Genomic DNA, 25,935 nt, shown 5'->3' with positions numbered 1-25,935 from the left:
CACCCCAGCAAGGAGCACACCCCCATGGCCGGCGAAGTGGCGACGCAGACGAAGACAGGCAGTCTCTCGGATCTCGACTGGCTGCTCGGCGGACTGGTCCAACGCGTCCCGTACACGCGCGCCGCGGTGCTGCTGACCAACGACGGGCTCGTCACCTGCGTGCACGGCCTGGACCCCGACAGCGCCGACCACATGGCGGCCCTCGCCTCCGGCCTGTACTCCCTCGGCCGCAGCGCCGGCTCCCGCTTCGGCGACGGCGCGGAGGTCCGCCAGGTCGTCGTCGAGCTCGACACCGCCCTCGTCTTCGTCTCCGCGGCCGGCTCCGGCACCTGCCTGGCCGTCCTCGCGGACCGGGAGGCCGACGCGGGGGTCCTCGGCTACGAGATGGCGATGCTGGTCAAGAGCGTACGGCCGTACCTGGCGGCCCCGCCCCGCCGTCCCGGCGCCGACACCGACGCCGGGCGATGAGGGTCTGGGCCGGGGGGGCTCACGGAACCGGGGCCGGGGCACTGCGCGACACGCCCTGGCTCGACGACTCGGCCGGCCGGGTGATGCGCCCGTACACGGCCAGCGGCGGCCGCACCCGGCCCGCCGTCGCCCTCGACCTGCTGTCCCTGGTGAGCGCCACCGGGGTCCGGCCGAGGGTCCCGCTCGGCGCCGACCACACCCTCGCCCTGCGGTACTGCACGGCCGCGCCGGCGGTGACGGTCGCCGAGGTGGCCGGCCACCTGCGGCTCCCGGCGGGCGTGGTCAAGGTCCTGCTGTCCGACCTGATGGGGTTCGGGGCCGTACGGGCGCAGGCGCCGCGGTTCCCGGGCGGCGGGTCCTTCGCCGCCGACGACCAGTGCCTGCTGAGGGCGGTGCTCGATGGCCTGCGCCGACGGCTCTGAGGCCCCGGCCCTGCCCGCGACCCTGAAGATCCTGGTCGCGGGCGGGTTCGGGGCGGGCAAGACCACCTTCGTGGGCGCGGTCAGCGAGATCGAGCCGCTCTGCACGGAGGAACTGCTGAGCGGGCTGAGCGGGGCCGCCGACGCGCTCGACGGGGTGGAGGCCAAGACCGCGACCACGGTGGCCCTGGACTTCGGCCGCCTCACCCTCGACGACCGGCACGTCCTCTACCTGTTCGGCACGCCCGGCCAGCAGCGCTTCTGGTTCCTGTGGGAGGAGCTCTGCACGGGCGCGCTCGGCGCCGTCGTCCTCGTCGACACCCGGCGCCTCGCCGACTGCTTCCCCGCCGTGGACTTCTTCGAACGGCGCGGCATCGGCTTCGTCCTCGCCGTCAACGAGTTCGACGGCGCCCACCGCTACACCGCCGAGGAGGTCCGCCGGGCGGTCGGGCTCGGGCCGCAGGTGCCCGTCGTCCGCTGCGACGCCCGCCTCACCGGCTCGGGGACGGGGACGCTCGCCGCCCTCGTCCACCACCTGCTGTCCACCGGCCCGCGCGCCGCGGCGGCGGGCCCGGCGGCACCACACCCGTACGCCCACCACTCCACACCGGGGGAACCACCGTGAACCGCTACGAATCGACCGGCCACCTGCTGCTCACCCCCGTGGACCGGGAGGCTCCCGCACGGGCCGTCCGGCTGCGCGAGATGAACCTGGGCCAGCGGGCGGACGCCGAACTCGACGCCTTCGCCCGCCGCGTCGCCCAGACCCTGGACGCCCCGTACGCCGGGGTCAACTTCGTCGGCGAGGAGCGCCAGTTCTTCGCCGGACTTCACCACGGGCCGCACGCGGCGCCGAGCGCCTACCCGGCGCGGGTGCTGCCCCGCGACCACGGCTACTGCCCGCACGTGGTGGTGCGCCGCCGGGCCCTGGTGCTGGAGGACGTACGGGACTTCGCGCGCTTCGCGGGCAACGCCGTCGTGGACGGCAGCGGCGTCCGCTCCTACCTGGGGGCGCCGCTCACCGACCGGCGGGGCATCGTCCTCGGCACGGTGTGCGCGGTGGACGTGGTGCCCCGGCGGTGGGGACTGGCGGGCCTGACCACGGTCAAGGCCCTCGCCGCGGAGCTGGTGGAGCTGCTCCAGGAGCCCGGGGACCTCCCCGCCTGAACGCCCCGCCCGGACCGGTGCCCGCTCAGCGCAGGAAGGCCGTGATCCGCTGCCGCAGCGAGCCGGCGTCCAGCCCGTGGGCGGCGGTGTGCTCCTCGACCGTCCCGAACCGGCGCAGCTCGGCGCGCCCCACTCCCAGCGCCAGCACCCGGTGCGGGACGTCGAGCAGCGCCTGCCCGGCGGCCGCCGCGGAGGTGCCGGCGAGGTACGGCTCCACCAGGACCACGTCGGCCGAGGCCCGCCCGGCGGCGGCGCGCAGGCCGGCGTCGTCGAAGGGGCGCACGGTGGCGGCGTACAGCACCGTGACGTCGAGGCCCCCGGTCGCGGCGAGGACCTGGTCCAGCATCGGGCCGACGGCGAGCACCACGCCCGCGCGCCCCTCCCGGACGGTCTCGAAGCGCGGAGCGCCGGCCGCCGGGCGCGGGGCGGCGTTCGACATCTGGGAGAGCCGCACGTAGACCCGGTCGTCCCCGGCGGCGTAGGCGTGCCGCAGCAGGGCCTCCGCCTCGTCGGGGTGGCCCGGCACGTGGACGGTCCAGCCGTCGAGGGTGTCCAGCAGGGCCACGTCCCCCGGGGCCATGTGGGTGTACCCGCCGGCCGGCCAGTCGTAGCTCGCGCTGGAGCTGACCAGGACCCCGCCCGTGCCCTGGTGCCCGAAGTCCAGCTTGACCTGCTCGAACGGCCGCTCCACCAGGAAGCTGGCGAAGGTGTGGACCACCGGCCGCATCCCGGTGAGGGCAAGGCCGCCGCCCACGCCCACGAGCAGCTGCTCCCGGATCCCGACGTTGACCACGCGGTCGGGATGGCGCCGCTGCGCGGGCCGGAACCCGTCCATGGTGATCTCGGCGAGCACGAGGGCCAGCCGGGGGTCCTCGTCGAGCACCTTCGACGTGACCGAGACGAACCGCTCCCGCATGGTGTCCATGGACATCCCCCTCAGAACTTCTTCTCGACGCGGGCGACGACGGCGTGCGGCCGGCCCGGATGCGGTGTGGTGAAGGCGGCGTGCAGCGCCGTGTGGTCGCGCCCGTCGACGGTGGCCGTGCTCCAGCCCGCCGCCTCGAAGCGGGAGGCGATCCCGCCGGGCCAGCCGTGGGTGGCGGAGTCGTTGTCGACGACCACGGCGTGCAGGGCCTCCAGGCCCGCGGAGCCCGCGTAGGCGATGGCCTCGTGGTTGCTGCCCTCGTCGAGCTCCGCGTCCCCGATCAGCACCCACACGGCGGGGTCGTCGAGCCCCTGCGCCCGCAGGCCGAGCGCGCTGCCGACGGCGAGCGGCAGACCGTGCCCGAGGGAGCCGCTGGCGATCTCCACGCCGGGCACCAGCAGGCGGTCGGGATGGTGGCCGAGGGGGGAGTCGAAGGTGCCGAAGCCGGGCAGCCAGTCCACGGGGAAGAACCCCTTGGCCGCGAGCACGGCGTAGTAGGCCATGGGCCCGTGCCCCTTCGACAGCAGGAACCGGTCGCGTCCGGGCTCCTCGGCGCTCTCGGGCCCCACCCGCAGCACGCGGTCGTACAGCACCCACAGCACGTCCAGGGTGGAGGTGGCGGCGGGTCCGTGCTTCTCGTCCCCGGTCATGAGGGCCATCAGGCGGCCCAGGTCCTCGTAGCGGAGGCCGGCCTCCGCGGTTGCGTGTGTCATGCAGGAACCATGCGACCTCAAGTGGACTTGAGGTCAAGCGTCCGACGCCCGGCCCGCCGGATCCGGCCGTCCCGGGAAAGGTGCGCGCGACCACCCGCGGAAGTGCGGTATGGTTCTCATGCCGGTTCAGCCGGGGGAAACCCCAGGTCAGCGGCATCGGGACGTGGCGCAGCTTGGTAGCGCACTTGACTGGGGGTCAAGGGGTCGCAGGTTCAAATCCTGTCGTCCCGACTTGCGAGTACGCAGGTCAGAGGCCGTATCGGAATCATCCGGTACGGCCTTGGTCCGTTTCCGGGCCCGCGGGGGCCCAGGGCCGTCGGCGGGGCCGGGCGGTGTGTGCGGGCGCGTCGCCGCCGGGCGGCCGCGGGAGGCTGGGATGCTGGCCCGCATGGCTTCCGGAGGCACCCCACCGGGTCCGACGTCCCCTCGGACCACCCTGCTGGCGCTCGGGTCCGCGCAGTTCCTGATGGCCCTGGACAGCTCGGTCATGAACGTCTCCATCGCGACGGTCGCGCAGGACGTGGGCTCGACCGTGACCGGGATCCAGGGCGCCATCACCGCGTACACCCTCGTCATGGCGATGTTCATGATCCCCGGCGGGAAGGTCGGGGCCCTCATCGGCCGCAAGCGGGCCTTCATGATCGGCGGCGTGGTGTACGGCTGCGGGTCGTTCACGACCGCGATCGCCCCGAACCTGACCGTGCTGCTGCTGGGCTGGTCGTTCCTGGAGGGCGTCGGCGCGGCCCTGATCCTGCCCGCCATCGTGGCCCTGGTCGCCCAGAACTTCGCCCCCGAGCGGCGGCCGGCCGCGTACGGCCTGGTCACCGCGGCCGGAGCCGTCGCGATCGCGGTGGGGCCGCTGATCGGCGGGCTGGCGACGACCTACTTCTCGTGGCGCTGGGTCTTCGCGGGCGAGGTGGTCCTCGTGATCGTCATCCTGCTGCTCTCCCGGCGCGTGGCCGACGCGCCGGCCGAGGCCCGGCCCTCCCTCGACCTCGTCGGCGCCCTGCTGTCCGTCCTCGGCCTCGGCCTCTTCGTCTTCGGCGTGCTGCGCTCCGGGGTGTGGGGCTGGTTCCTGCCGAAGGCCGACGGGCCGGCCTGGCTCGGGATCTCGCCCGCCGCGTGGCTGATGGGGGCCGGGCTGTTCCTGGTCTGGGTCTTCCTCGCCTGGGAGCGCCGCGTCGCCCGGCTCGGCCGGGAGCCCCTCGTCGACCCGGGCCTGATGGGCAACCGGCAGCTGACCGGCGGTCTGACGATGTTCTTCTTCCAGTACCTGGTGCAGATGGGCGTGTTCTTCCTCGTCCCGCTGTACCTGTCGGTCGCGCTCGGCCTGTCGGCCCTGTCCACCGGGGTGCACATCCTGCCGCTGTCGGTGACCCTGATGGCCGCGGCGGTCCTGATCCCGAAACTGCTGCCGGACGTGTCCCCGCGCCGGGTGGTGCGCCTCGGGGTGCTGGCGCTGCTGGCCGGCGCGGTGGTCCTGATGGCCGCCCTCGACCTCGACGCGGGCCCCGAGATCGTGGTCCTCCCGCTGCTGCTGATCGGACTCGGCATGGGCGCGCTGGCGTCGCAGCTGGGTTCCGTCACCGTGTCCGCCGTGCCCGACGAGCGGAGCGCCGAGGTCGGCGGCGTGCAGAACTCCGTGACCAACCTCGGTGCCTCGATCGGGACGGCGCTCGCCGGATCGGTCATGCTCGCGGTGCTCACGTCCTCGTTCCTCACCAGCATCGAGCAGAACCCGGCGGTCCCGGACCCGGTCAAGACCCAGGCGTCCGCCGAACTCCAAAGCGGTGTCCCCTTCCTCTCCGACGCCGCCCTCAGGACGGCCCTCGACCAGGCGGGCGCCAGTCCCGAGGTGTCCGAGGCGGCCCTGGACGCCAATGCCAAGGCCCGGCTGGACGGCCTGCGCGCCGCGCTCGGGATCCTCGCCGTCACGGCCCTGGTGGCGCTGTTCTTCACCCACCGGATCCCGTCCGTCCAGCCGCGCTCGCCCTCACCCGGCGCGGCGCCCGTCCCGCAGGGGTGACCCCCGCCCGCACGCGCGGCGCCGGTACGCGGAGAGCCGCGTACCGGCGTCCGGCGGGGCGGGGACCGGGCGGGCGCTGCGGGCCCGGTCCCGACCGGGGCGTCAGGGGCCCGTCCGCATGTCCTCCGGGGAGATGATGCACAGCGCCCAGATGATGAAGCCGCTGAGGGCGATGGCGATGATCGCCCAGAACGGGTAGTACGGCAGGGACAGGAAGTTCACGAGGATGACGAGGGCCGCGATGGCGATCCCCGCGATCCGCCCCCACAGGGGTGCCTTGAAGAGGGCGATGCCCACGACCACGGCGATGACTCCGAAGATCAGGTGCAGCCATCCCCAGGTGGTCAGGTCGAACTGGAAGACGTAGTTCGGCGTGTGGACGAACACCTCGTCCTCGACGATGCCCATGATGCCGCGGCAGATCCCGAGCACCCCGGTGATGAGCAGCATCACGGCGGCGAATACCACGAGCCCTCCGGCGGCCGCCAGGGTCGTGTCGGAGTGGCCGCGTGGTGTGGTCGGTGTGTGTGCCATGGTCGTCCTTCTTGTTCACGGGCCGGTGCCTGGGGCCCGGCCGGCCGGTCGACGGACGCGCGCTAGCCCAGGATCTTCTCCTTGGCCTTCTGGTACTCGGCGTCCGTGATGTCCCCGTTGGCCCGGAGCTGCGACAGCTTGGCCAGTTCGTCGGCGTGGCTGGGGGGACCGGCCGTCTGGCGGATGTAGGCGTCCATGTCGGCCCGCTGCTCCTGGACGTGCTTGATCTCGCGCTGCCCCATGCCCTTGCCCCGGGCGATGATGTACACCAGGACGCCGAGGAAGGGCAGGAACACCACGAAGATCAGCCAGCCGGCCTTTCCCCATCCGCCCATCCCGTCATCACGGAAGATGTCGATGATGATGCGGAACAGCAACATGAACCACAGCACCCACAGGAAGATCCACAGGACCGTCCAGAACGCCCCCAGCAGGGGGTAGTCGTAGGCGAGGAGCTGGCTCTCCATCGTGCGCCTCCTTCATCCAGCACAGCGATGTGCGGGCGGGGCGGCCCCCGCCGATCGCCTTCAGGATCGGTGCGCGGGGTGACGGTGCCTTCACCCGTGACGGGTGATTCGAGGCCGGCGCGGCCCGGGCGCCCCGGCCCGCTAGCCCGGATCCCGGGTGCCGGAGGTCTGGCGCCGGACGGCCGCCTCCACCGCGCCGAACAGGATCCGCGTGGCCACGCCGACGGCCAGGATGTTGACCACCATCTGCGTCATCACCAGGACCCGCGCGGGCTCCGTGCGGGCCACGATGTCCCCGAAGCCGACGGTGCTGAAGACCGTGAGCGTGAAGTACAGGGCGTCGGTGCGGGTGAGGGATTCGCTGAAGCTCCCCGGCGCCGACTCCTCGATGACGAAGTAGGTCGCCGCGTACAGCAGCAGGAACAGCGGCATCGTGGTCGTGAGCGCCTCGACCGCCCGCAGCCGGGGGTGGTCGGAGCGGGTGATCGACCGGATCTGCAGGGCGAAGACGGCCGTGACGGCGCTCAGGCCGAGGACGAGGTTGGTGACGTCGACGTCGCGCCGGGTGAAGGGCAGCACGAAGTACGCGGTGACGAGGATCGTGATCGTGGTCAGGCACCGCAGGGCCACGACCAGTGCCGCCCGGCCCGGTCGGACGCCCCGGGACGCCGCGGTCCCGGCGGGCGGAGTGCCCTCGGGGGCAGAGCCCGTCGCGTCCATCGCTGCCTCCTGCCCTGCCCGACCCTCACCCGTCCTGGGGGACAGCATGGACCACACCGCACCCGATCACGGGCATGCGGTGCCGCGGGCCCGGGTGTGCACACGGATGGGCGCCCCCGCCGTCCCTCAGTGCGACAGGGCCGACTTGGCGGCCACGATGACGGCGCCCAGCACCAGGTTGACCACCGCGGACACGGCGACCAGCCGGCGCGGCGCCCCCGTGCGCACCGATCCGGCGACGGCCCACCCGATCTGGCCGCACAGGGCCACCCCGAGCGCCAGCCACACCGTCCCCTTGAGGTCCAGCCCGAACACCGGGCCGAGGGCCAGGGCGGCGGCGGGCGGCACCGCGGCCTCGACGATGGACCGCTCGTCCTTGCAGACCGTCCGGAACTCGCGCCAGGTCAGGTGACCGTTGGTCAGCGAGATGCCGAACAGGTGCGCGTAGACGTGCGCGGCCCAGAACACCAGGCCCGTGCACAGCAGCAGCACAGCCAGCTCCGCCCGCGGGTAGGGCCCGCCCGGCACGCCGGCGCCGACGATGACGGAGGCGGCCAGCATCGACCCGTAGACGGCGCCCATGTAGTCGACGGGCGGCCGGTCGGGCGAGCGGTGCCAGTGCCAGTGCCGCCCGTGGGCCACGGCCGCACCGGCCGCCGTCCGGGCGGCGCCCCCGGGCCCGGCGGGCGGCTCCGACGGGCGGCGGCCCGCCGCCCGTCCCATCGTCAGGGCCAGCCGGCGCACACCGGCCCAGTCCATCGGGACCCCGGCGCGGTTCCCCGGCCGGTGCCTCGGTACGACGACGCGCAGCGCGCCGGGCTCGACGCGGCAGCGCACGGGGGCCGGCAGCATGATCGCCTCGCCGTCGATGCCGACGCGCACCTCGGGCGCGTCCGAATCCACCTCCACCTCGTGCGCGGTCAGCGAGGTCAGCCCCGTGGAGCGGGCGCCGCGCAGGACGCCCGCGGCCTGGGCGGCGTTGTTCACCTTGATCGCGAGGACGCCGAGGACGCCCGTGTCGAGCCGGCTGCGCCGGCCCAGCCCCGCCGTGTCGCCGGTCCCGTAGGGGTTGTTGCTGACCAGGACGGCCTGCGGGGCCTCGACCGCGGTCTCCCCGGCCCGCACCGTCAGCCGGGGGCCGGTGTGGTGCGCCAGCAGGTCCGGCAGCAGGCCCAGCGTCGTACGGATCTTGTCGTCGCGGTACTCCGGGCTCTGGACCACCTCGGCGTAGGTGCCGAAGGAGGCGTTGTTGACGAAGGCGCGGTCGCCGACACGGCCGAGGTCCACCCGCAGCTCGACGCCGTCGGCGAGGGCGTCCAGGCAGGTCGACGGGTCGCGCCGGTCCAGGCCGAGGTCCATCGCGAAGTGGTTGCGGGTGCCGGCGCTGATGACCAGGAACGGCACCCCCCGCTCGGCGGCGACGGCGGCGACCAGGGCCTGGGTGCCGTCGCCCCCGGCGACCCCGACGAGATCGGCGCCGCGGTCCACCGCGCGGCGCGCGAGCTCGGCGACGTCCTCGTGGCGGTCGGGGTCGAGCAGCACCACCTCGGCGCCGAGCGCCTCGGCCTTCTCACGGAGGCGGAAGGCGCCGACCTTCCCGCCACCCGAACGCGGGTTCATGATCAGGAAGGGGTGCCGGGGCGGCCGCGCCGGACGCCCGGGCATGCGGGACCGGCCCTCGTCGGCCAGGGCCGACCGCCCCGCCGCCACGGCCAGCCCCCACAGGGCCACCGCGCACATCGCCACCCACAGCAGCTCCGCGCGCACGTACGAGGCGATCACGGCGGCGGGCGACGCCACGGCGAGGGCCAGGGCCATCCAGCGGACCGGCCCGCGGTGGGCCAGGAACAGCCACAGGGACGCCGCCGTGACGGCCATCCCGGCCAGTCCCACCGCCACCAGGACGATGCCGCGCAGTCCGGCGAAGACCAGCATGACGACCAGCGCCGCCGCGCCCGCCAGCAGCGCCAACCGGGCCTTGGCGTGCATGCTCACGCAGCCCACCTCCACTCCGCGGGACACCACGACCCCTCCATTGGCCCCCGCGCCGGGCCGGTGCGCATCGCCCGGCCCGGGCGATGCGCGCGGCGTGCGATCAAGACGGCGGGACGTGACCATGGAGGGGCACTGCTCGGAGCCCCGCCACCGCTCGGCAGCGGCTCCGGCGGCGGGGCGCGGACACGGACACCAGGGGCCGGAGGAAGGCCCGGGCCATGACGAGCCGCCCCACCGGGGGTATGACCTCATGACCGTGCCTCTGACCGGCGACCCCTTGCTGGCCGCCAAGCTCTCCGTGCCCTTCCACGCCCCCGGCCTGGTGCGCCGGCCGCGGCTGCTGAACCGGCTCGCCCTGGGCACCCGGGGGCCGCTGACGCTGATCACCGGAGCGCCCGGGGTCGGCAAGACCGCCCTGGCCGCCTCCTGGGCCCGGTCCGCGTCCGCCGCCGACCCGGTGGTCTGGGTGACCCTCGACGAGGACGACACCCCGGGCGTCTTCTGGGCCTACGTCGTCGAAGGGCTCCGGCGCTCCGGCGCGCTGGCCGAGGACGACCTCGGCACACCCGTCTGCGCGGACGACGTCGACCGCTCGCTGCTGGTCCGCCTCGCCTCCGCGCTCGAAGTCGCCCCCGCCCCGCTCGTGCTGGTCGTCGACGGGCTCGACAAGGCCCCGGGCAGCGCCGTCCCCGACGGCCTGCGGTTCGTCTCCGAGCACGCCGGCCCGGCCCTGCGGCTGGTCCTCATCAGCCGGGAGGACCCGCCGCTGCCGCTGCACCGCTACCGCGCCGAGGACCGCGTCCACGAGATCCGCGAGCACGACCTGGCGTTCACCCGCAGCGAGGCGGTCCAACTGCTGCGCGGCCAGGGGGCCGCCCCCGACGACGACCTCGTGGACCTCCTCCTGGAGCACACCGAGGGCTGGGCCGCGGGGCTGCGCCTGTGCGCGCTCGCCATGGCGCGCTCCGAGGACCCCGCCGCCTTCGCCCGCTCCTTCACCGCCTCCGAGCAGGCGGTCTCCGACTACCTCCTCACCGAGGTCCTCGCCGCCCAGCCCGAGCCGGCCCGCGAACTGCTGCTGCGCACGGGCATCCTGAACCGGGTCCACCCCGACCTCGCCGCGGCCCTCACCGGCCGGACCGACTCCGGCCGCATCCTCCAGGACCTGGCCCGCTGCCACGCGTTCGTGGAACCGCTCCCCGGCACCCGGTGGTACCGCTTCCACCCCCTGTTCGCCGAGGTCCTGCGGGCCCACCTGCGCAGCAGGCAGCCCGAGCTGGAACCCCTGCTGCACCGCCGCGCCGCCCGCTGGTACGCCGAACAGGGCCGCAGTGCCGAGGCCGTGGAGGAGGCCGTCGCGGGCGGCGACTGGAGCTTCGCCGCCGCCCAGACCGTCCAGCACCTGCTGGTCGTCCCCCTCCTCGCCGGCTCCGGCGCCTCCCCCTCCGCCGACGCCCTCGCCCGGATGCCCGAGGACGTACCCGGGGCCAGGGCGGCCCTCGTCGCCGCCGCCTGCTGCATGGCCCGCCAGGACGTCGAGGGCTGCCGCTCCCGGCTCGAACGCGCCGAGGAGGCACCCGGCGGCGCCGCCCTGGAGGCCGAGCCGGCCGACGGGCTCACCGCCGCCCTGCTGCGGCTGCTGTCCGCCCCCGGCGCCGCCGACGAGCAGGCGCACCGGGTGGCCGGGCTCCTGGCGCGCGTACCGCCCGAGGAACGCGCCCGCCACCCCGAGCTGGAGCCCCTGCGCCTGTACGGCCAGGCCTGCGCCCGCCTGCGCGGCGGCCGCCTCCAGCCCGCCCGGGAGCTCCTCGAAGAGGCGGTCCGGGCCTGCTGCGGGGACGCCGCGGTCCTGCTGCGCCACCGCTGCCTGGGGCGGCTGGCCCTGGCCGACGCCGCCGCCGGGGAACTGACCCGCGCCGAGGAGCACGGCGCCGCCTCCCTGGCCCTCGCCGACCAGCACGGCATCCCGGAGTCGCACCGCTCCGGCGCGGCGGGCCTGGCGCTCGCCGCCGTGGCCCTCGAACGGGAGGAACTCGCCGCGGCGGCCGGGCACCTCGACCGGGCGGACCTGCTCCCCGACACCCGGCGCGACCCCGACCTGCTCGTCGAGCGGTCGGTGCTCCGGGCCCAGCTGGAGATCGCCCGGGGCGGCTGGGACGCCGCCCGCACCCACCTCGACGGCCACCTCGACGGCGCGGCCGCCGCCTCGCCCGGACCGGCCGCGCGCCTGGCCGTCGCCCACGCCACCGCGGCCCTGGCCCGGGGGGACGTCGACGCGGCGGCCACCGCCCTCGACCACGTCGGCGCGGACGACGCCCCGCCCTCGCACACGGTGGCCCTGGCCCAGGTCCGCGCCGCCGCCGACCACCCCGTACAGGCCCTGCAACTGATCGAGACCGCGGAGGAGTCCGGCGCGGCGACCGTGCCCGACCGGGTCCGCCTGCTCCTGCTCCGCGCCCACCAGGCGCTCCTCGACGGCCACGAGGACACGGCGCGCGACCTGCTCGTCCAGGCCCTCGACACCGCACGCCCCGAGGGGCTCAGGCGGCCGTTCACGGAGGCCGGCCCCTGGGTGCGGCACCTGGCCGCCGGCCTCGACGGGCGCAGCGGCTCCTACGCGTGGCTCGGCACCCCGCACGCCCCCGCCGACCGCCCGGTGGTCGAGGAACTGAGCCCCCGGGAGCGGGAGGTGCTCCAGCAGGTGGCCCGGATGATGTCCACCGACGAGGTGGCCGCCGAGCTCCAGCTGTCCGTCAACACCGTCAAGACCCACCTGCGCGGGATCTACCGCAAGCTGTGCGTCTCCCGCCGGCGCGACGCGGTGGAACGCGCCCGCGAACTGCACATGCTGTGACCCCGCCGACACCCGCGCGGCCGTTCCTCACCTGCCACGGGTGAGGTGCCGCAGCGGGCCGGCGGCCACGATGGACGTGGCGGGCCCGACCGGGCTGCGGCGACTGGGAGAGAGGGACGGCTGCCCATGCGCTACGAATTTCGGATCACGGGCCGCGTATCCGAGCCGGTCTCCCATGCCTTCCCGGAGCTCCGGGAGTTCCCGGCGGCCCGTCAGACCCTCTTCTTCGGCACCGTGACGGACGAGGCACACCTCTACGGCCTGCTCGGACGGTTCCGGGACCTGGGACTGCACGTCGAGGAGATGCGGCGCCTGCCCGACTGACCGGGCAGGGCCGCCCAGGACCCACGCAGGCAGGAGGCGGGAGCACCGTGACCACGTTCCCAGTCGCCCCGGGCGACGCCCCCACACCGGCCGAACGCGCCGAGCGCGGCAAGCGGGCGCGGGCGGGCGTACCGCGGTCCGGGCAGGCCTGGTTCGACCCGGGGCCCGACCGGCCCGACCCCGTCGAGGTCCTGCTGGCGCAGGCCGGGTCACGGGTGCCGGAACTGGTGCCCATCCGGCACGGGCGGATGCTGAAGTCGCCCTTCCACTTCTATCGGGGCGCCGCGGCCGTCATGGCCGCGGACCTCGGGCGCGCACCCCACACGGGCCTCACCGTCCAACTGTGCGGGGACGCCCACGTCATGAACTTCGGCCTCTTCGCCTCGCCCGAGCGCTCCCTCGTCTTCGACGTCAACGACTTCGACGAGACCTACCCCGGCCCCTTCGAATGGGACGTCAAGCGGCTCGCGGCGAGCCTCGCCGTCGCCGGCCGCGAGAACGGGTTCGCCCCCCAGGACCGGGCCGCCGTCGTGGCCGAGGCCGTGTCGGCCTACCGGCGCCGGATGCGGCGGCTCGCCGAGATGCGCGTCCTGGACATCTGGTACGCCCAGGACGACTCCGAAGAGCTCCGCCTGATCGCCGCCCAGGGCGGCGACCGCGCGCTGCGCCGCACGGACCGGACCCTGGCCAAGGCCCGCGGCAGGGACCACCTCCAGGCCCTCGCCAAACTCACCCACCGCGTCGGCGGGGAGCTGCGCATCGCCCCCGCCCCGCCCCTGGTCGTGCCCCTGTCCCACCTGCTGGGCGACGGCGGCCGCGCGGACCAGGACACCGCCGTGCGGGGGCTCGTAGAGGCCTACGCGCAGAGCCTGTCACCCGAACGCCGCGAGCTGCTCGCGCGCTTCCGCCTGGTCGACGTCGCCCGCAAGGTCGTCGGGGTCGGCAGCGTCGGCACGCGCTGCTGGATCGTCCTGCTGACCGGCCGGGACGAGGACGACCCGCTCCTGCTCCAGGCGAAGGAGGCGCAGGACTCCGTCCTCGCCCCCTACACGGCCCCCGCGGACTACGGGAGCCAGGGCCGGCGCGTGGTGACGGGGCAGCGGCTGATGCAGGCCGCCAGCGACATCTTCCTCGGGTGGATGCGGGTCACCGGCATCGACGGCGCGGAGCGCGACTTCTACGTCCGCCAGCTGCTCGACTGGAAGGGCTCCATCCCCGCCGAGACGCTGCGCCCGGAGGGCCTCAGCCTGTTCGCCCGGGCCTGCGGCTTCTCCCTCGCCCGGGGCCACGCCCGGTCCGGCGACCCCGTCGCCATCGCCGGCTACCTCGGCATGGCCGACACCTTCGACCGGGCGGTCGCCGCCTACGCCGAGGCGTACGCCGAACAGAACCTGCACGACTACGACGCGTTCCTCGAAGCCGCCCGAACCGGCCGCGTAGCCACGGCCGAGGGCTGACCGACCGCCCGCGGGCCGCGGCGGCGGGCACCGAGAACTGGGAGGACGAACATGGACCCGACTGCCCCGGTCCCCTCCGGCCCCGAAGGGCCCCACCCCCCGCTCAGCGCGGAGGAGCACGCGGAGTACGAGCGGCTGCGCAAGGCCGCCTCGGTGCGCCACCGGCGCCTGCGCTACGCGGGGGCCTCGGTCCTGCTGCTGCTCGCGCTCCTGCTGTCCCCGGTCGCGGTCGTGTCGGCCTGGGTGGACGACACGATCACCGACACGGACCGGTACGTGCAGACGGTGGCCCCCCTCGCCGACGAGCCCGCCGTGCAGAACGCGGTCAACGACAAGCTGACCGCCCGCGTGGTGGCCAACGTCGACGTCAAGGCCATCACCGAGGCACTGGGCCGGGCCCTGAAGCAGGCCGACGCACCGCCCCTGGTCGTGGAGAAGTCGCAGGCCCTGGAGGGCCCGCTGAAGAGCGCCATCACCTCGGCGGTCCACGCCGTCGTGGCCAAGGTGGTGGCGAGCGACCAGTTCGAGACCGTCTGGACCGAGGCCAACCGGCGGGCCCAGGCCGCCGTGGTCAACGTGCTGACCGGCGAGGGCTCCAGCGCCGTCGCGTCCAAGGGCGACACGATCGTCCTCGACCTCGGCACGCTCACCGACCAGCTCAAGCAGCGGCTCACCGACGCCGGGTTCGAGAAGGCGTCGGCGATCCCCGAGGTGGACAAGCAGATCCCGCTGCTCAAGGTCGACAAGCTGAACAAGGCGCAGGACGCCATGCGGCTGCTGAACGTCGTGGGCGTCTGGCTGCCCGTGGTGGCCCTCGCCCTGGCGGCCCTCGCCATCTGGTGCGCCCCCGCCCACCGCGTGTGGCTGATGGCCACCGCCATCGGCGTGGGCGTGATGATGGGCGTGCTGCTCGTCGCCCTGGCCGTGGCCCGGCGGATCTACCTGGACTCCGTGCCGCCGGAGACCCTGCCGCCCGACGCCGCCGCCGTCATCTACGACACGATGGTGCGCTTCCTGCGCGAGAGCGCCCGCACGCTCATCGTCGTCGCCGTGGTCACCCTGCTGGCCGCGTACCTGTACGGCCCGGGGCGCGGCGCCCGCGTCGTGCGCACCGAGGCGGGCCGGGCCACCGGTGCCGGAGGCCGCTACCTGGAGCGGCTCGGCGTACGGACCGGTTCCACGGGGCGGTGGCTGGACGGGCACCGGTCGTGGACGACCGGCGTGGTGATCGCGGCCGGAGCCGTGACCCTGCTGCTCTGGAACCATCCGACGCCCGCCGTCGTGGCCGTCGTCTTCGGGATCGTGGTCCTCGTCCTGGCCCTGCTCGGCGTCCTCGCGGCCGCCCCGGGCGACGGGGCGCACCCCGGCCGGGAGGCCGGCCACCCCACCCGCGGCGGGTGATGCGGACGGGCCGGCGCACGGGGGAGCGTGGAACCGGTCCGTCGGTCCGTCGCCCCGGACCCCGGGGCGACGGACCGACGGAGGCGGACGACGGAGACGAAGGGGACGAAGGTCCTCGCGTCCCACTGACCCCGACGGCGCCGAGGAGGCGCGGTATGGCGGCCACCCCCGACACCCCCGAGGGGGCGCCCGAGGTCCTCCTGCGCGCGATCGTGCGCAGGCCGGACCGGATGCCCGAACTGCTCGCCGGCTTCGCCCTGCGGCACTCGGGACCGCGTGCCGCACGGAGCGTGGCCCGGCTGCGCGCCGAGCGGCCCGACGCGGACGCCGGCGCGCTCGGCGCCGAGGCGGTCGCCCGCGGCATCCGCAGGACGGTCGCCGAGGGCGCCTTCGTCGGCGGCCCGTTCCTCCTCTTCATCCCGGTCGCGTTCTGCGCGGCGCTGCTGAGCCAGGCTCGAACGACGCTGGAGCTGGCCGCGGTGGCCGGACGCGACCCCACGGCGCCGCGGCGGGCCGCCGAGCTCCTGGTGCTGCAAGGGGTCTACGCGGACGAGGACACCGCGGAGCGGGCCCTCGCCGGGCGGGAGGGCGCCGGCGACGGGCCGCCGGAGCCGCCCGAGGACCTCCCGCGGCGCCGCGGGTTCGCCGCCCTGACCGCCCTGACGCTGCGCATGGCCAAGCTCCTCGGGCTGATGCCGCCCCGCCCCCGGGACGGCCGCCCGACCGCCCGCGAGCGGCTCGGCGCGGTGGGCCGCTGGACCCTCCTGGGGGTGACCTTCCTGGTGGGAACGGTGGTCCCGCTGGTGTGGCTGCCCTACATGGCGGTCTCCTACCGCAGGTCGACCCGCCAGGTCCTGGGCCGGGCCGCCGCGTACTACCTCACCGACGCCCCGCCGCCACCGCGGCAGCGGGGCTCCGGCTCCCGTCTGGAGCCCGGCATGCTGGCCGCCGTCGCCCGGGCCCTGATGTTCGTGGTGGTTCCGGTGTTCCTGGTGGCCGCCGTCGACGTCGGCGACCTCCGGATGGCCGGGAGCACCTGGCCGGTGGCGGCCCTCGTGGTGATCGGCGCGGCCCTCCTGACCGGCGGCCTGTGGCAGCACCGGCACCGGCGCCGCCGTTCGGGGGACTAGCATGTTCGGACCGACCAAGACCAAGTTGAAACATGAACATCGGCTGAAGAATTGATATCTGCGATATCGCGAGCGGTTTCAGGAACAGACGGGGGAGACGGGCAGGAGCCCCGGAGCCGGACCCGGGTGGTGCTGTGGGCTGCCGCCGCCGTGGTGGGCCTGGGATTCCTCGTCGCCCTGGAGATCGCCTCGCGCCACTACGGCAAGCCGGGCCCGATCGCCACCCAGGCGCGCGAGGTGTTCTTCCCGCCCCGCTCGGGGACGGTGCTCTACGCCGCCATGACGCTGATGCTCGTGGCGCTGCCCTGGCGGCAGCGGTTCGCCGCCGTCGGCGCCGCGGTCGGCATCGACCTGCTCTTCTGGCTCGGGCGCTGGGCGGCCGGCACCCCGACGATGTTCGGCAACGGCGCGCTGATCGTCACCCTGGCCTGCGCCGTCATCGCCGTCACGCGCCGCACCGGCCGGGAGCGGGTCCTGCTGCTCAAGGGCGTCGGGCTCGCCCTGCTGCTGGTCGCGGGCCGCAAGACCGGCTACACCTGGCTCGACATCACCGCGAAGACCCGCCCGATGGTGCTCGACCAGTACGTGGCGACCGCCGACCACGCGCTCGGCAACCCGTCGTGGGTGGCCGGGCGGATCGTGGAGGCCACCGGCGCGGTCGGCGCCCACGTCCTGGAATGGGTCTACATCCAGCTCGCGGTGGGCGCGGTCGTGGTCGCCCTGTACCAGCTGCGCAACGTGGCCGCAGAGCGCCGCTTCCCGGTCCACCACCTGGTGCGCACCTTCCTGGTGATCGGGCTGCTCGGACCGGCCGTCTACATGGTCTTCCCGGTGGTCGGGCCGATCCTCGCCTACGGCGCCGACGGCGGCCAGTGGGCCCTCGCGGACCTCTGGCCGAACACGCCCCCGCCGCTCGGCACCCCGCAGGCGATGCCGTTCGACGGGTTCACCCCGCGCAACTGCATGCCGAGCCTGCACACGGCGTGGGCCACCGCGATCTTCATCCACTCCCGCAAGGGCCCGCGGGCGCTGCGCTGGCTCGGGGCCTTCTGGCTGGTCGCCACCCTCGGGGCGACGCTGGGCTTCGGCTACCACTACGGCGCGGACATCCTCGCCGGCGTGGTCTTCACGGTCACGATCGAGACGGCGCTGCGCGCCTACGACCGCGGCCGGGACCGGCGGGGGATGCTGCTGGCGGGCTACGGCGCGGCCGTCTTCACCGCGCTGCTGCTCTCGTACCGCTTCCTGTCGCAGGAGCTGGCCGCGCTCCCGTGGCTGTCCGGGCCGCTGCTCGTCCTGGCGACGGCCTCGGTGGTCTACGGCTACGTACGGACCACCGGGAGGTGGGACCGCGAGGCCCCGCCGGTGACCCTGCCGCAGCCGCGGCGCGAGGTGCAGCCCGAGCTGGTCTGAGCGGCGGGTTCCGGCTCCGGCGGCGGGTCGTCCGTCAGCAGGCCCGTCCGCAGGGCCGCGAGGGTGCGGGTCAGCAGCCGGGACACGTGCATCTGCGAGATGCCGAGGCGTTCGCCGATCTGCGACTGCGTGAGCTCCTGGCCGAAGCGCAGGGACAGGATCTCCCGGTCCCGCTCGGGGAGCTCGGCCAGCAGCGGCTTGAGGGACTCCAGGCATTCGATGCGCTCGTAGACCGGCTCCTCCTCGCCCAGCGGGCGCTGCGCGCTGCCGGAGTCGCCGTCCTCCTGGGCCGGCGCGTCGAGGGAGCGCGAGGCGTACACCCGGGCGGCCCGGCGGCCCTCCGCCAGCTCGTCCCCGGTCAGCCCGAGCCGGTCGGCCAGCTCGGCGTCGGTGGCGGCCCGGCCCAGGTCCTGCTCCAGCTCGTCGGAGGTCTTGGCCAGGTTGAGGCGGAGCTCCTGGAGCCGGCGCGGCACCTTCACGGCCCAGCTGGTGTCGCGGAAGAAGCGCTTGATCTCGCCGGTGACGGTGGGCAGCGCGAAGGTGGTGAACTCCACCCCGCGGCTCACGTCGTACCGGTTGATGGCCTTGATCAGGCCGATCGTGCCGACCTGCACGATGTCCTCGAAGGGCTCGCTGCGGCCGCGGAAGCGGCGGGCGGCGTACTTGACGAGGCTGAGGTTCAGCTCGACGAGGGTGTTGCGCACGTACGCGTACTCGGGCGTGCCCTCCTCCAGTGCGCCCAGCCGGCGGAACAGGTCCCGCGAGAGGGTCCGGGCGTCGGCGGTGCTGGCCTTGAGGGGCTCGGCGAGGAGGTCCGCCACGGGCTCCTCGGGAACCCCCGGGGGCTCCTGCGGCGGGGCGCCGCGGCGGGTGGTGCGGGTGCGGGTCTGCTGGATTCGGGTCATGGAACGGACCTCCGGCCCGTGTCGACTGTCACATGATTAATACCCGTTCCATGAGTGATGACCCTTTTGTCCTCAGGGTGGCTCAGGTGACCCGCACCACCACCAGGCTGGTGTCGTCGTCGGTGTCCCCGAGGACGGCCGCCATCAGCCGGTCCGCGAGCTCCTCCGCCGGACCGGGACGCAGCCGCTCGGCCGCCCTCCGCAGCGCCTCCAGGCTCTCGTCCAGCCCCAGGTGCCGACGCTCGATGAACCCGTCCGTGTACAGCAGCAGGGTGTCCCCGGAGCGCAGCTCGGTGGCCGTCTCGGAGTACCCGGCCCCCGGCAGCGCGCCGAGCAGGATGTTGTGCGCGCCCTGGAGGAACCGGGCGCGCCCGCCGCGCAGCAGCAGCACCGGGGGGTGACCGGCCCCCGACCAGCTCAGCGAGCGGTCGGCTGGGTCGAACAGGGCGCACACCGCCGTCGCCGTGGGCAGCCCGGGCGTGCGCAGGGCCACCTCGTTGAGCCACTCCATCAGCCGCCCCGGGGGGTTCCCCGTGAAGGCCAGGCCGTGCAGCGCCCCGCGCAGGGCGATCATGGCGGTGGCCGAGCCGATGCCGTGCCCGGCGATGTCCCCCACCGTGACCAGCACCTTCCCGCCGGGCAGCGACTGCACGTCGTACCAGTCGCCGCCCACCCGGTACTCCACGGCCGCGGGCCGGTAGCGGGCCGCCACCCGCAGCCCGGGCGGGGTCTCCAGCGACGGCGCCTCGGGCACGATGGCGTGCTGGAGCCCCAGCACCAGGTGGTCGCGCAGCTCGGCCTCGGTCCGGGCGGCGGACAGCTGGTCGTACGTCGCGGTGAGCGCGATCTCCGTGTGGTGCTGCGCCGAGACGTCCTGGAACACGCCGACGAGCCCGGTCAGCGCGCTGCCCGTGAGCACCGGCTCGGCCGTCACGCGGACCCGGCGCACCCCGCCGCCCGGCCGCGCCACGCGGACCAGGACCTGTCCGCCCTCGTGCCGGTCGGTGAGCGAGGCGAGCAGGCCGTCCAGCCGCGCCGCGTCCTCCGCGTGCAGCCGCGGTCCAAGGGCCCGCAGCGGCACCGGCCGGTCCTCCGGGTGCAGGCCGAACACCGGGTACGCGTGCGTGCTCCACACGGTGGCGCCCGTGACGAGGTCCTCCTCGAAGACGGCCAGCTGGTCCAGCCGTGCCAGCGCCCGCGTCACCGGCGCGCCGCGCAGGTCGTCGGCCCGCCACAGCACCGCGGCGCGCCCGCCGCCCAGGGGCAGCACCCGGACCTCGGCCATCACGGGCTCGGCGGCCTCCCCGGGCTTCGTGCGCGCGTTCGAGGGCGCGCCCGGCAGAGCGGGAGCGTACTGCGGGGCCCCGGTGGCGCCGGCCCGCGCGATCAGGCCGACCAGCTCCTCGTAGACGGCGGGGAAGAGCTGGGCGACGGGCCGCCCGACGGGCGCGGGGACGGGGCCCAGGGCGCGCATCGCGGCCGGATTGACGTAGTCCACGGTGTGGGCCCGCCCGAAGCCGACGGCCGGCCGGCCCCCGGCCGGGACCTCCACGCCGACGACCATCGCCGGCAGGACGAGCTCGGCGAGGACCGTGGTGAGCCGGGGCGCCGGCCCCGGGCCGCAGCCGCCGCGGTCCAGGACCTGCCCGGCCGGGCGGCACAGGGCCGTGACCGTCGAGCGCACGGCGCCCTCCAGGGCCCGGGTGCCGGGCCACACGACCAGGGCCAGGCCCACCGTCCGCCCGGCGCGCTCCAGCGGGACCACCCCCCGGGCCGCCTCGGCGGCCGGGCCGGGCAGCCGGCCCTCCGCGCCGGGGCCGTCGGGGAACCACGCGGGCAGGCCGACCGCGAGCGCGCGGTGCAGCGGCCCGCCCGTCTCGGGAGGGACCCAGCGCCAGTGACCGGCCTCCAGCGGGCTCGCCCCGGCCTGCCCGGTCAGCTCCAGGCAGTCGGTCTCCGTACGCCGCCACAGGTACACGGAGTCGACGCCGAGCCGCCGCAGGCCGCCGTCCAGCAGGGCCGATGCCGCGGCGTCGGCGCTCTCGGAGGTCAGCACGGCGGTCGTGCTCCGGCGGATCCGCCGGGCCTCCGGCGCCGGCGGGGCGTCGGGGTCCGGCCCCGCGTCGCGGCCGGCGTCCGGGCCGGCGGCCCCGTTGACGATGTCCGCCGCGAGGTCGGTGGCGCTCAGCCCGGTCGCCACGGCCAGCTTCAGGAGGTGGTCGGCGGCCTCGGCGGGGGAGAGGGCCAGCCGGCCCATGAGCACCCCGCAGGCGAGGTCCATGAGGCTGCGCCGGGCCCGGTCGGCGTGCAGCGCCGCCACCTCGGCCGTCAGATCGGCGACGGCCGAGGAGAGTCCGCTCTCGGGCATGCCCATGACGGCCCCTCAGCGGGGTGCCAGCCAGGTGCGCAGGGCGGTGAGCAGCCGATCGGGGGCGACGGGCTTGACCACGTAGTCGGACGCCCCGGCGGCCAGGGCCTCCGTCCGGTCGCCCGGCATCGCCTTCGCGGTCACCACCACCACGGGCAGCCGGGCCAGCCGGGGCATCGCGCGGATGGCCCGGGTGGTGGCGTAGCCGTCGAGGCCGGCCATCATCAGGTCCATCACGACCAGGTCGACCTCCGGGTGCGCGGCCAGCAGCCTGATCCCGGCCTCGCCGTTGTCGGCGGTCAGCACCTGCATCCCCGCCGACTTGAGCACCTCCGTGAGCGCGTAGACGTTGCGCGGGTCGTCGTCGACCAGCAGCACCGTCCGGTCCCGCAGCCCCTCGTCGTCCACCGGCGCGGCCAGGGAGGGGGCGCCGACGGCGCCCTCCCGCTCCTCGTCCCCCGCGCCCGGGGCCTGCGCCGCCCGCTCCCTGCCGTCGTGCTCCGGCAGGTAGAGGGTGAAGCAGCTGCCCTGGCCCATCGTGCTCTCCACGGTGATCGTCCCGCCGAGCAGCTTGGAGACCTCGCGGCTGATGGACAGGCCCAGCCCGGTCCCGCCGTACGCCCGGTCGGCGCCGCTGTCGCCCTGCTGGAAGGCGTCGAACACGGACTCCAGCTGTTCGCCGGGGATGCCGGTGTCGACGACCCGGAAGGCGAGAACGGGGCCGGCGCCGCCCAGCGGAGCGGGCACCTCCTGCGCGTCGGCGTGCTGGACGCGCAGGGAGACCCCGCCGGTCCGGGTGAACTTCAGGGCGTTCGAGACCAGGTTGCGCAGCACCTGGCGCAGCCTGCTCTCGTCGGTGACCAGCCCCTCGCCCGCCGACGGAGCCGCGCTGACGGTGAACTCCAGGCCCCGCTCGTCCGCGACGGGCCGGAAGGTGACGTCCACGTAGTCCAGGACGCGGTGCAGCGGGACCGGCTCCGGGTGCACGTCCATCCGACCGGCCTCGACCTTCGACAGGTCGAGGATGTCGTTGATGAGCTGGAGCAGGTCGGAGCCGGCCGAGTGGATGACGGTCGCGTAGTCGGCCTGCTTCTCCGTCAGATTGCCCTGGGGGTTCTGGGCGAGGAGCTGGGCGAGGATCAGCAGGCTGTTGAGCGGGGTCCGCAGCTCGTGGCTCATGTTGGCCAGGAACTCCGACTTGTACAGGGAGGCCCGGGCCAGCTCCCGTGCACGCTCCTCCAGTTCCTGGCGGGCCTGCTCGATCTGGTGGTTCTTGCGCTCGATGTCCCGGTTGCGGTCGGCCAGCAGCGCCGCCTTGTCCTGGAGCTCGGCGTTGCTGCGCTGGAGTTCGCGCTGGCGGGCCTGGAGTTCGCCGGACCGGGCGCTGAGCTCGGCCGTCAGCAGCTGGGAGCGCTCCAGCAGCTCGTCGGTGCGGGCGTTGGCGGTCAGGGAGCTCACGTTGACGCCCAGGAGCTCGGTGAACTGCTCCAGGAAGTCGCGGTGCAGCGGGGCGAACGGGCGCAGGGACGCCAGCTCCAGGGCCCCGAGCACCTGCCCTTCGAAGACGATGGGCAGCACGATCAGGGTGGAGGGGTCGGCCGAGCCCGTCCCGGTGAGGACCGGCGCGTACCCGGGCGGCAGCTCGTCCACCACGACCACCCGGTGGTCGGCGGCGGCCTGCCCGACCAGGGACTGGCCGACGCGGAAGCGGCGGGGGGCCGCCGCGGGGTCGTCGGGAAGCCCGTACGAGGCGATCGCGACCAGGTGGGGGGCCTGGCCCTCGGCCCGGTCGGCGCCCTCCGCGCCCTCGGAGCCCTCGGAGCCGTCGGGGCCTTCCTGGGCCAGGAAGAAGCAGCCGTACTGCGCGTGCACCAGCGGCGGCACCTCGCGCATGATCAGCCGGGCCACCGTGGTCAGGTCGCGACGGCCCTGGATCCCGCCGGAGATCCGCGCGAGCTGGGTCTTGAGCCAGTCCTTCTCCTCGTTGCCCCGGGTGGTGGCGCGCAGCGACTCCACCATGGAGTTGATGTTGTCCTTGAGGGCCCCGACCTCGCCGGGGGCCTCGACGGTGACGGTCCGGGTCAGGTCGCCGCGGGCCACGGCGCTGGTGACCTCGGCGATCGCCCGGACCTGGCGGGTCAGGTTGCCCGCGAGCTCGTTGACGTTCTCGGTGAGCCTGCGCCAGGTGCCGGAGACGTCCGCCACCTCGGCCTGCCCGCCGAGCCGTCCCTCGCTGCCGACCTCCCGCGCCACCCGGGTCACCTCGGCCGCGAAAGAGCCCAGCTGGTCGACCATCGTGTTGATCGTCGTCTTCAGCTCCAGGATCTCCCCGCGGGCGTCCACGTCGATCTTGCGGGTGAGGTCGCCCTCGGCGACGGCCGTGGTGACCTGCGCGATGTTGCGGACCTGGTTGGTGAGGTTGTCCGCCATCGAGTTCACGTTGTTCGTGAGGTCCATCCAGGTGCCCGAGACCCCGTGGACGGTGGCCTGGCCGCCCAGGTTGCCCTCCGTGCCGACCTCGCGGGCCACCCGGGTGACCTCCTCCGCGAACGAGGACAGCCGCTCGACCATCGTGTTGATGGTCTCCTTCAGCTCCAGGATCTCCCCGCGCGCGTCGACCCTGATCTTCTGGGTGAGGTCGCCCCTGGCCACGGCCGTGGCCACCTGGGAGATGTTGCGCACCTGCGAGGTCAGGTTGTCGGCCATGCTGTTGACGCCGTCGGTGAGCTCGCGCCACACGCCCCCGACCGGCGGCACTCGCGCCTGCCCGCCGAGCCGGCCCTCGCCGCCGACCTCCTGGGCCACCCGGGTCACCTCGGTGGTCACCAGGGACAGCTGCGCGACCATCCCGTTGAAGACGGCCGCGATGTTCCCCGGCAGACCGCCGGCGTCCTCCGGGAGCCGGGTGTCCAGATTCCCGTCGCGGACCGCCATCAGGCCCGCGAGCAGCTGTTCCAGCGTTCTGTCAGTCTCGTCCATGGCCAGTCCCGTAGCGGAGCCGTCGCCTCCACTGTGACACGGGACGGCCCCTCGGGCGCATGCCCGCTCCGCGCGCGTGTACTCCGTACGGGGCTACACGGACGCGGTGATGTCCGCGAGCGAGTCGACCACCTCGGTGAGGCGGCCGTGCCGGCTCAGCGCGGCGCGCTGCCGGGCCGCTCCGCTGCCCTCGTGCCGCAGCCGCCGCAGCAGCTCCTCCACCAGGGCCAGGTCCCCGGTGGCCTCCAGCCCCGGGGCCGCGAGGGCCAGGAGGCGGTCCACCAGCGTGCCCGCGGGGAGCCGTTCGCCGCTGAAGGGGTCGAGCCCCCAGCCGTGCAGCCCGTTCGCCGCGGCGAGCTCGTGCGCCGCCCGCAGCCGCCGGTCGGAGACCTCCGGGGGCGGCTGCTGGTGCTCGGCCTCCGCGAGCAGGCCCTGCGCGAGACCGCGCACGAGGGCGGTCACGAGGACCACCGTGTCCACGTCGGCGTTGGTGTCGGCGACGCGGATCTCCAGGGTGGGCACGTGCTCGGAGGGGCGGGCGTACCAGTAGAGCATCCGCCGGTCCATCAGGACGTGGTGCTCGACGAGGGAGCCCACGTACGCCTCGTACTGGGCCTCGTGCATCACGGGGGCCGGGCCGACGGTGGGCCAGCGGGAGAACTTCTTGTGCCGCCAGCTGTCGAAGCCGGTGTCCCGGCCCAGGACGAAGGGGGAGTTCCCGGTGAGGGACTGCAGGACCGGGAGCCAGGGGCGCATGCGGTGGGACAGGGCCAGGGCGGTGGCCCGGTCCATGGTGCCGAGGTGGACGTGGCAGCCGCAGACCAGGCCGTCGTACGGGTCGACGAGCGAGGCGAAGTGGCGGGCCATGCGCCGGTAGCGGTCGCTGTCGGTGACGGCCAGCGGCTGGTCGGGCGGCACCGCCGGGGTGCCCGTCGCCACCAGCCGGCACCCGTACTCCTCGGCGGCCGCCACGGCGGTGCGCCGCAGCCGGGCCAGCTCGGCCCGCAGCCCGGCCGTGTCGCCGACCGGCACGGTGCACACCTCCACCTGGGCGGCGAAGAACTCCGACTGGACCTGTTCGCCGAGTTCGGCGGCGGCCGCCGCGATCACGGCGGGCGCCCGGTCGGCCGGCCGCCTGCTGACCTTGTCGACCAGCAGGTACTCCTCTTCCACGCCCATCGTCAGCGGATCCATCAAGGTCTCCTCGCTGTGAACCCGGCGCCTACCCGCCTGCGCGGGCCGCAGTCGCGCGCACGCGTCAGCGGTCGTCGCGCATGTCGTCCAGGTCCTCCTCCCGCAGGTCCCGCATCACGTCGCGCATCGTCGCGTCCTCCCGGCCCCGCTCGTGCGCGACCTCGTCGGGGGTGCGCGGCCGCCCGCCCGTCCTCAGCTGCCCGGGACTCGGCGACCGCCCGCGGATCCGGCGCTCCCGCTCCTGCTCCGGGCTCCGACTCCGCTCCTGCTTCTCGCCGTGCTGCCTGTCACCCATGACGCACACTCCTCTGCACCCCTCTTCGACGCTACTCCGGCGCGTTTGCCCGGACCGCCCCCGGGCAGACGCGGACGTGCCGCCCCGTGGTCCCGTACACGGGGCGGACCAGACGGCCGGGGCCGGGAGGCGGCCCGGTGCGGGGCGGCAGACGATGGAGGGGACAGCGGAGGCTCCCGCA

The 25,935-nt window shown here is 74.9% G+C and carries 21 protein-coding genes, 1 tRNA gene and 1 pseudogene; 12 read left to right on the top strand and 11 right to left on the bottom strand.

The window, feature by feature from the left end:
• The first annotated feature begins 24 nt into the window (after positions 1-24).
• Genes ACIRBY_RS16920 through ACIRBY_RS16905 form a run of 4 tightly spaced genes read left to right on the top strand, consistent with a single transcriptional unit; the run spans position 25 to position 2,054 of the window.
• Positions 25-468, top strand: a complete 444-nt coding sequence (locus ACIRBY_RS16920; protein WP_403901625.1) for a roadblock/LC7 domain-containing protein — start codon at positions 25-27, stop codon at positions 466-468.
• Positions 465-890, top strand: a complete 426-nt coding sequence (locus ACIRBY_RS16915) for a DUF742 domain-containing protein (RefSeq protein ID WP_403901230.1) — start codon at positions 465-467, stop codon at positions 888-890. The genes ACIRBY_RS16920 and ACIRBY_RS16915 overlap by 4 nt, the downstream gene beginning before the upstream one ends.
• Complete coding sequence (locus ACIRBY_RS16910; RefSeq protein WP_403901228.1) at positions 868-1,512, top strand: GTP-binding protein; 645 nt, start codon at positions 868-870, stop codon at positions 1,510-1,512. Before ACIRBY_RS16915 ends, ACIRBY_RS16910 begins: the two co-directional genes overlap by 23 nt.
• Positions 1,509-2,054, top strand: coding sequence for a GAF domain-containing protein (locus tag ACIRBY_RS16905; RefSeq protein WP_403901227.1), 546 nt, complete (start codon positions 1,509-1,511; stop codon positions 2,052-2,054). The genes ACIRBY_RS16910 and ACIRBY_RS16905 overlap by 4 nt, the downstream gene beginning before the upstream one ends.
• Before the next feature lie 25 nt (positions 2,055-2,079).
• Here ACIRBY_RS16905 and ACIRBY_RS16900 read toward each other — a convergent pair whose 3' ends face one another.
• Both ACIRBY_RS16900 and ACIRBY_RS16895 read right to left on the bottom strand, forming a co-directional pair.
• The gene (locus tag ACIRBY_RS16900) at positions 2,080-2,979 is read right to left on the bottom strand and encodes a transketolase family protein (RefSeq protein ID WP_403901623.1); all 900 of its coding nucleotides are present in this window, start codon (positions 2,977-2,979) and stop codon (positions 2,080-2,082) included.
• Between the two features lie 11 nt (positions 2,980-2,990).
• The gene (locus ACIRBY_RS16895) at positions 2,991-3,692 is read right to left on the bottom strand and encodes a transketolase (protein ID WP_403901226.1); all 702 of its coding nucleotides are present in this window, start codon (positions 3,690-3,692) and stop codon (positions 2,991-2,993) included.
• A 157-nt stretch (positions 3,693-3,849) separates the two neighbouring features.
• Here ACIRBY_RS16895 and ACIRBY_RS16890 point away from each other — a divergent pair.
• Positions 3,850-3,923: transfer RNA gene (locus ACIRBY_RS16890), tRNA-Pro, on the top strand.
• 157 nt (positions 3,924-4,080) lie between these two features.
• Positions 4,081-5,718, top strand: coding sequence for an MFS transporter (locus ACIRBY_RS16885; protein ID WP_403901225.1), 1,638 nt, complete (start codon positions 4,081-4,083; stop codon positions 5,716-5,718).
• A 102-nt stretch (positions 5,719-5,820) separates the two neighbouring features.
• Here the strand turns inward: ACIRBY_RS16885 and ACIRBY_RS16880 are convergent, their stop codons facing one another.
• The 4 genes and pseudogenes from ACIRBY_RS16880 to ACIRBY_RS16865 all read right to left on the bottom strand — a co-directional run.
• Complete coding sequence (locus tag ACIRBY_RS16880; protein WP_403901223.1) at positions 5,821-6,252, bottom strand: hypothetical protein; 432 nt, start codon at positions 6,250-6,252, stop codon at positions 5,821-5,823.
• A 62-nt stretch (positions 6,253-6,314) separates the two neighbouring features.
• Positions 6,315-6,719: an SHOCT domain-containing protein gene (locus ACIRBY_RS16875; protein WP_403901221.1), complete on the bottom strand. Its 405-nt coding sequence runs from the start codon at positions 6,717-6,719 to the stop codon at positions 6,315-6,317.
• A gap of 141 nt (positions 6,720-6,860) precedes the next feature.
• Positions 6,861-7,439 carry a potassium channel family protein gene (locus ACIRBY_RS16870; RefSeq protein ID WP_403901219.1) on the bottom strand — a complete coding sequence of 193 codons (579 nt, stop codon included), beginning with the start codon at positions 7,437-7,439 and terminating at the stop codon, positions 6,861-6,863.
• A 702-nt stretch (positions 7,440-8,141) separates the two neighbouring features.
• Positions 8,142-9,428, bottom strand: a pseudogene (locus ACIRBY_RS16865) (diacylglycerol/lipid kinase family protein); the annotation flags it as partial.
• A 256-nt stretch (positions 9,429-9,684) separates the two neighbouring features.
• Here ACIRBY_RS16865 and ACIRBY_RS16860 point away from each other — a divergent pair.
• The 6 genes from ACIRBY_RS16860 to ACIRBY_RS16835 all read left to right on the top strand — a co-directional run bounded on the left by ACIRBY_RS16860 (position 9,685) and on the right by ACIRBY_RS16835 (position 18,013).
• Positions 9,685-12,288 (top strand): LuxR C-terminal-related transcriptional regulator, encoded by a 2,604-nt coding sequence (locus ACIRBY_RS16860; RefSeq protein WP_403901218.1) that lies wholly within the window; start codon positions 9,685-9,687, stop codon positions 12,286-12,288.
• A 126-nt stretch (positions 12,289-12,414) separates the two neighbouring features.
• Positions 12,415-12,612: a hypothetical protein gene (locus ACIRBY_RS16855; protein WP_045950669.1), complete on the top strand. Its 198-nt coding sequence runs from the start codon at positions 12,415-12,417 to the stop codon at positions 12,610-12,612.
• A 47-nt stretch (positions 12,613-12,659) separates the two neighbouring features.
• On the top strand, positions 12,660-14,069 hold the full coding sequence (locus ACIRBY_RS16850) for a DUF2252 domain-containing protein (RefSeq protein WP_403901216.1): 1,410 nt from the start codon (positions 12,660-12,662) through the stop codon (positions 14,067-14,069).
• Positions 14,070-14,120: 51 nt separating this feature from the next.
• Positions 14,121-15,470, top strand: a complete 1,350-nt coding sequence (locus ACIRBY_RS16845) for a hypothetical protein (RefSeq protein WP_403901215.1) — start codon at positions 14,121-14,123, stop codon at positions 15,468-15,470.
• A gap of 155 nt (positions 15,471-15,625) precedes the next feature.
• Positions 15,626-16,600, top strand: a complete 975-nt coding sequence (locus ACIRBY_RS16840; protein ID WP_403901214.1) for a hypothetical protein — start codon at positions 15,626-15,628, stop codon at positions 16,598-16,600.
• Positions 16,601-16,726: 126 nt separating this feature from the next.
• Positions 16,727-18,013, top strand: coding sequence for a phosphatase PAP2 family protein (locus ACIRBY_RS16835; protein WP_403901212.1), 1,287 nt, complete (start codon positions 16,727-16,729; stop codon positions 18,011-18,013).
• Here the strand turns inward: ACIRBY_RS16835 and ACIRBY_RS16830 are convergent.
• From ACIRBY_RS16830 to ACIRBY_RS16810, 5 genes are all read right to left on the bottom strand, one after another.
• Positions 17,923-18,918 carry a SigB/SigF/SigG family RNA polymerase sigma factor gene (locus tag ACIRBY_RS16830; RefSeq protein ID WP_403901211.1) on the bottom strand — a complete coding sequence of 332 codons (996 nt, stop codon included), beginning with the start codon at positions 18,916-18,918 and terminating at the stop codon, positions 17,923-17,925. The two genes, ACIRBY_RS16835 and ACIRBY_RS16830, sit on opposite strands and share 91 nt — an antisense overlap.
• A gap of 82 nt (positions 18,919-19,000) precedes the next feature.
• Positions 19,001-21,292, bottom strand: a complete 2,292-nt coding sequence (locus tag ACIRBY_RS16825) for a SpoIIE family protein phosphatase (protein WP_403901209.1) — start codon at positions 21,290-21,292, stop codon at positions 19,001-19,003.
• A gap of 9 nt (positions 21,293-21,301) precedes the next feature.
• On the bottom strand, positions 21,302-24,265 hold the full coding sequence (locus ACIRBY_RS16820) for a HAMP domain-containing protein (RefSeq protein ID WP_403901208.1): 2,964 nt from the start codon (positions 24,263-24,265) through the stop codon (positions 21,302-21,304).
• Between the two features lie 93 nt (positions 24,266-24,358).
• A complete protein-coding gene (locus ACIRBY_RS16815; RefSeq protein WP_403901206.1) occupies positions 24,359-25,459 on the bottom strand; it encodes a glutamate--cysteine ligase in 1,101 nt (366 codons plus the stop codon).
• A 64-nt stretch (positions 25,460-25,523) separates the two neighbouring features.
• Positions 25,524-25,754, bottom strand: a complete 231-nt coding sequence (locus ACIRBY_RS16810; RefSeq protein ID WP_403901204.1) for a hypothetical protein — start codon at positions 25,752-25,754, stop codon at positions 25,524-25,526.
• Positions 25,755-25,935: the final 181 nt, after the last annotated feature.

The sequence above is a fragment of the Streptomyces sp. NPDC096136 genome, from assembly GCF_044763325.1.
GTDB lineage: Bacteria > Actinomycetota > Actinomycetes > Streptomycetales > Streptomycetaceae > Streptomyces.
This window is presented reverse-complemented; position numbering and strand designations above follow the sequence as displayed.

What these genes read in the sequence shown, in the direction of transcription:
- ACIRBY_RS16920 (WP_403901625.1), top strand. Translation starts at nt 25, where the DNA reads ATGGCCGGCGAAGTGGCGACGCAGACGAAGACAGGCAGTCTCTCGGAT.
- ACIRBY_RS16915 (WP_403901230.1), top strand. Translation starts at nt 465, where the DNA reads ATGAGGGTCTGGGCCGGGGGGGCTCACGGAACCGGGGCCGGGGCACTG.
- ACIRBY_RS16910 (WP_403901228.1), top strand. Translation starts at nt 868, where the DNA reads ATGGCCTGCGCCGACGGCTCTGAGGCCCCGGCCCTGCCCGCGACCCTG.
- ACIRBY_RS16900 (WP_403901623.1), bottom strand. Translation starts at nt 2,979, where the DNA reads ATGGACACCATGCGGGAGCGGTTCGTCTCGGTCACGTCGAAGGTGCTC.
- ACIRBY_RS16895 (WP_403901226.1), bottom strand. Translation starts at nt 3,692, where the DNA reads ATGACACACGCAACCGCGGAGGCCGGCCTCCGCTACGAGGACCTGGGC.
- ACIRBY_RS16885 (WP_403901225.1), top strand. Translation starts at nt 4,081, where the DNA reads ATGGCTTCCGGAGGCACCCCACCGGGTCCGACGTCCCCTCGGACCACC.
- ACIRBY_RS16880 (WP_403901223.1), bottom strand. Translation starts at nt 6,252, where the DNA reads ATGGCACACACACCGACCACACCACGCGGCCACTCCGACACGACCCTG.
- ACIRBY_RS16875 (WP_403901221.1), bottom strand. Translation starts at nt 6,719, where the DNA reads ATGGAGAGCCAGCTCCTCGCCTACGACTACCCCCTGCTGGGGGCGTTC.
- ACIRBY_RS16870 (WP_403901219.1), bottom strand. Translation starts at nt 7,439, where the DNA reads ATGGACGCGACGGGCTCTGCCCCCGAGGGCACTCCGCCCGCCGGGACC.
- ACIRBY_RS16860 (WP_403901218.1), top strand. Translation starts at nt 9,685, where the DNA reads ATGACCGTGCCTCTGACCGGCGACCCCTTGCTGGCCGCCAAGCTCTCC.
- ACIRBY_RS16855 (WP_045950669.1), top strand. Translation starts at nt 12,415, where the DNA reads ATGCGCTACGAATTTCGGATCACGGGCCGCGTATCCGAGCCGGTCTCC.
- ACIRBY_RS16845 (WP_403901215.1), top strand. Translation starts at nt 14,121, where the DNA reads ATGGACCCGACTGCCCCGGTCCCCTCCGGCCCCGAAGGGCCCCACCCC.
- ACIRBY_RS16840 (WP_403901214.1), top strand. Translation starts at nt 15,626, where the DNA reads ATGGCGGCCACCCCCGACACCCCCGAGGGGGCGCCCGAGGTCCTCCTG.
- ACIRBY_RS16830 (WP_403901211.1), bottom strand. Translation starts at nt 18,918, where the DNA reads ATGACCCGAATCCAGCAGACCCGCACCCGCACCACCCGCCGCGGCGCC.
- ACIRBY_RS16825 (WP_403901209.1), bottom strand. Translation starts at nt 21,292, where the DNA reads ATGGGCATGCCCGAGAGCGGACTCTCCTCGGCCGTCGCCGATCTGACG.
- ACIRBY_RS16820 (WP_403901208.1), bottom strand. Translation starts at nt 24,265, where the DNA reads ATGGACGAGACTGACAGAACGCTGGAACAGCTGCTCGCGGGCCTGATG.
- ACIRBY_RS16815 (WP_403901206.1), bottom strand. Translation starts at nt 25,459, where the DNA reads ATGGATCCGCTGACGATGGGCGTGGAAGAGGAGTACCTGCTGGTCGAC.
- ACIRBY_RS16810 (WP_403901204.1), bottom strand. Translation starts at nt 25,754, where the DNA reads ATGGGTGACAGGCAGCACGGCGAGAAGCAGGAGCGGAGTCGGAGCCCG.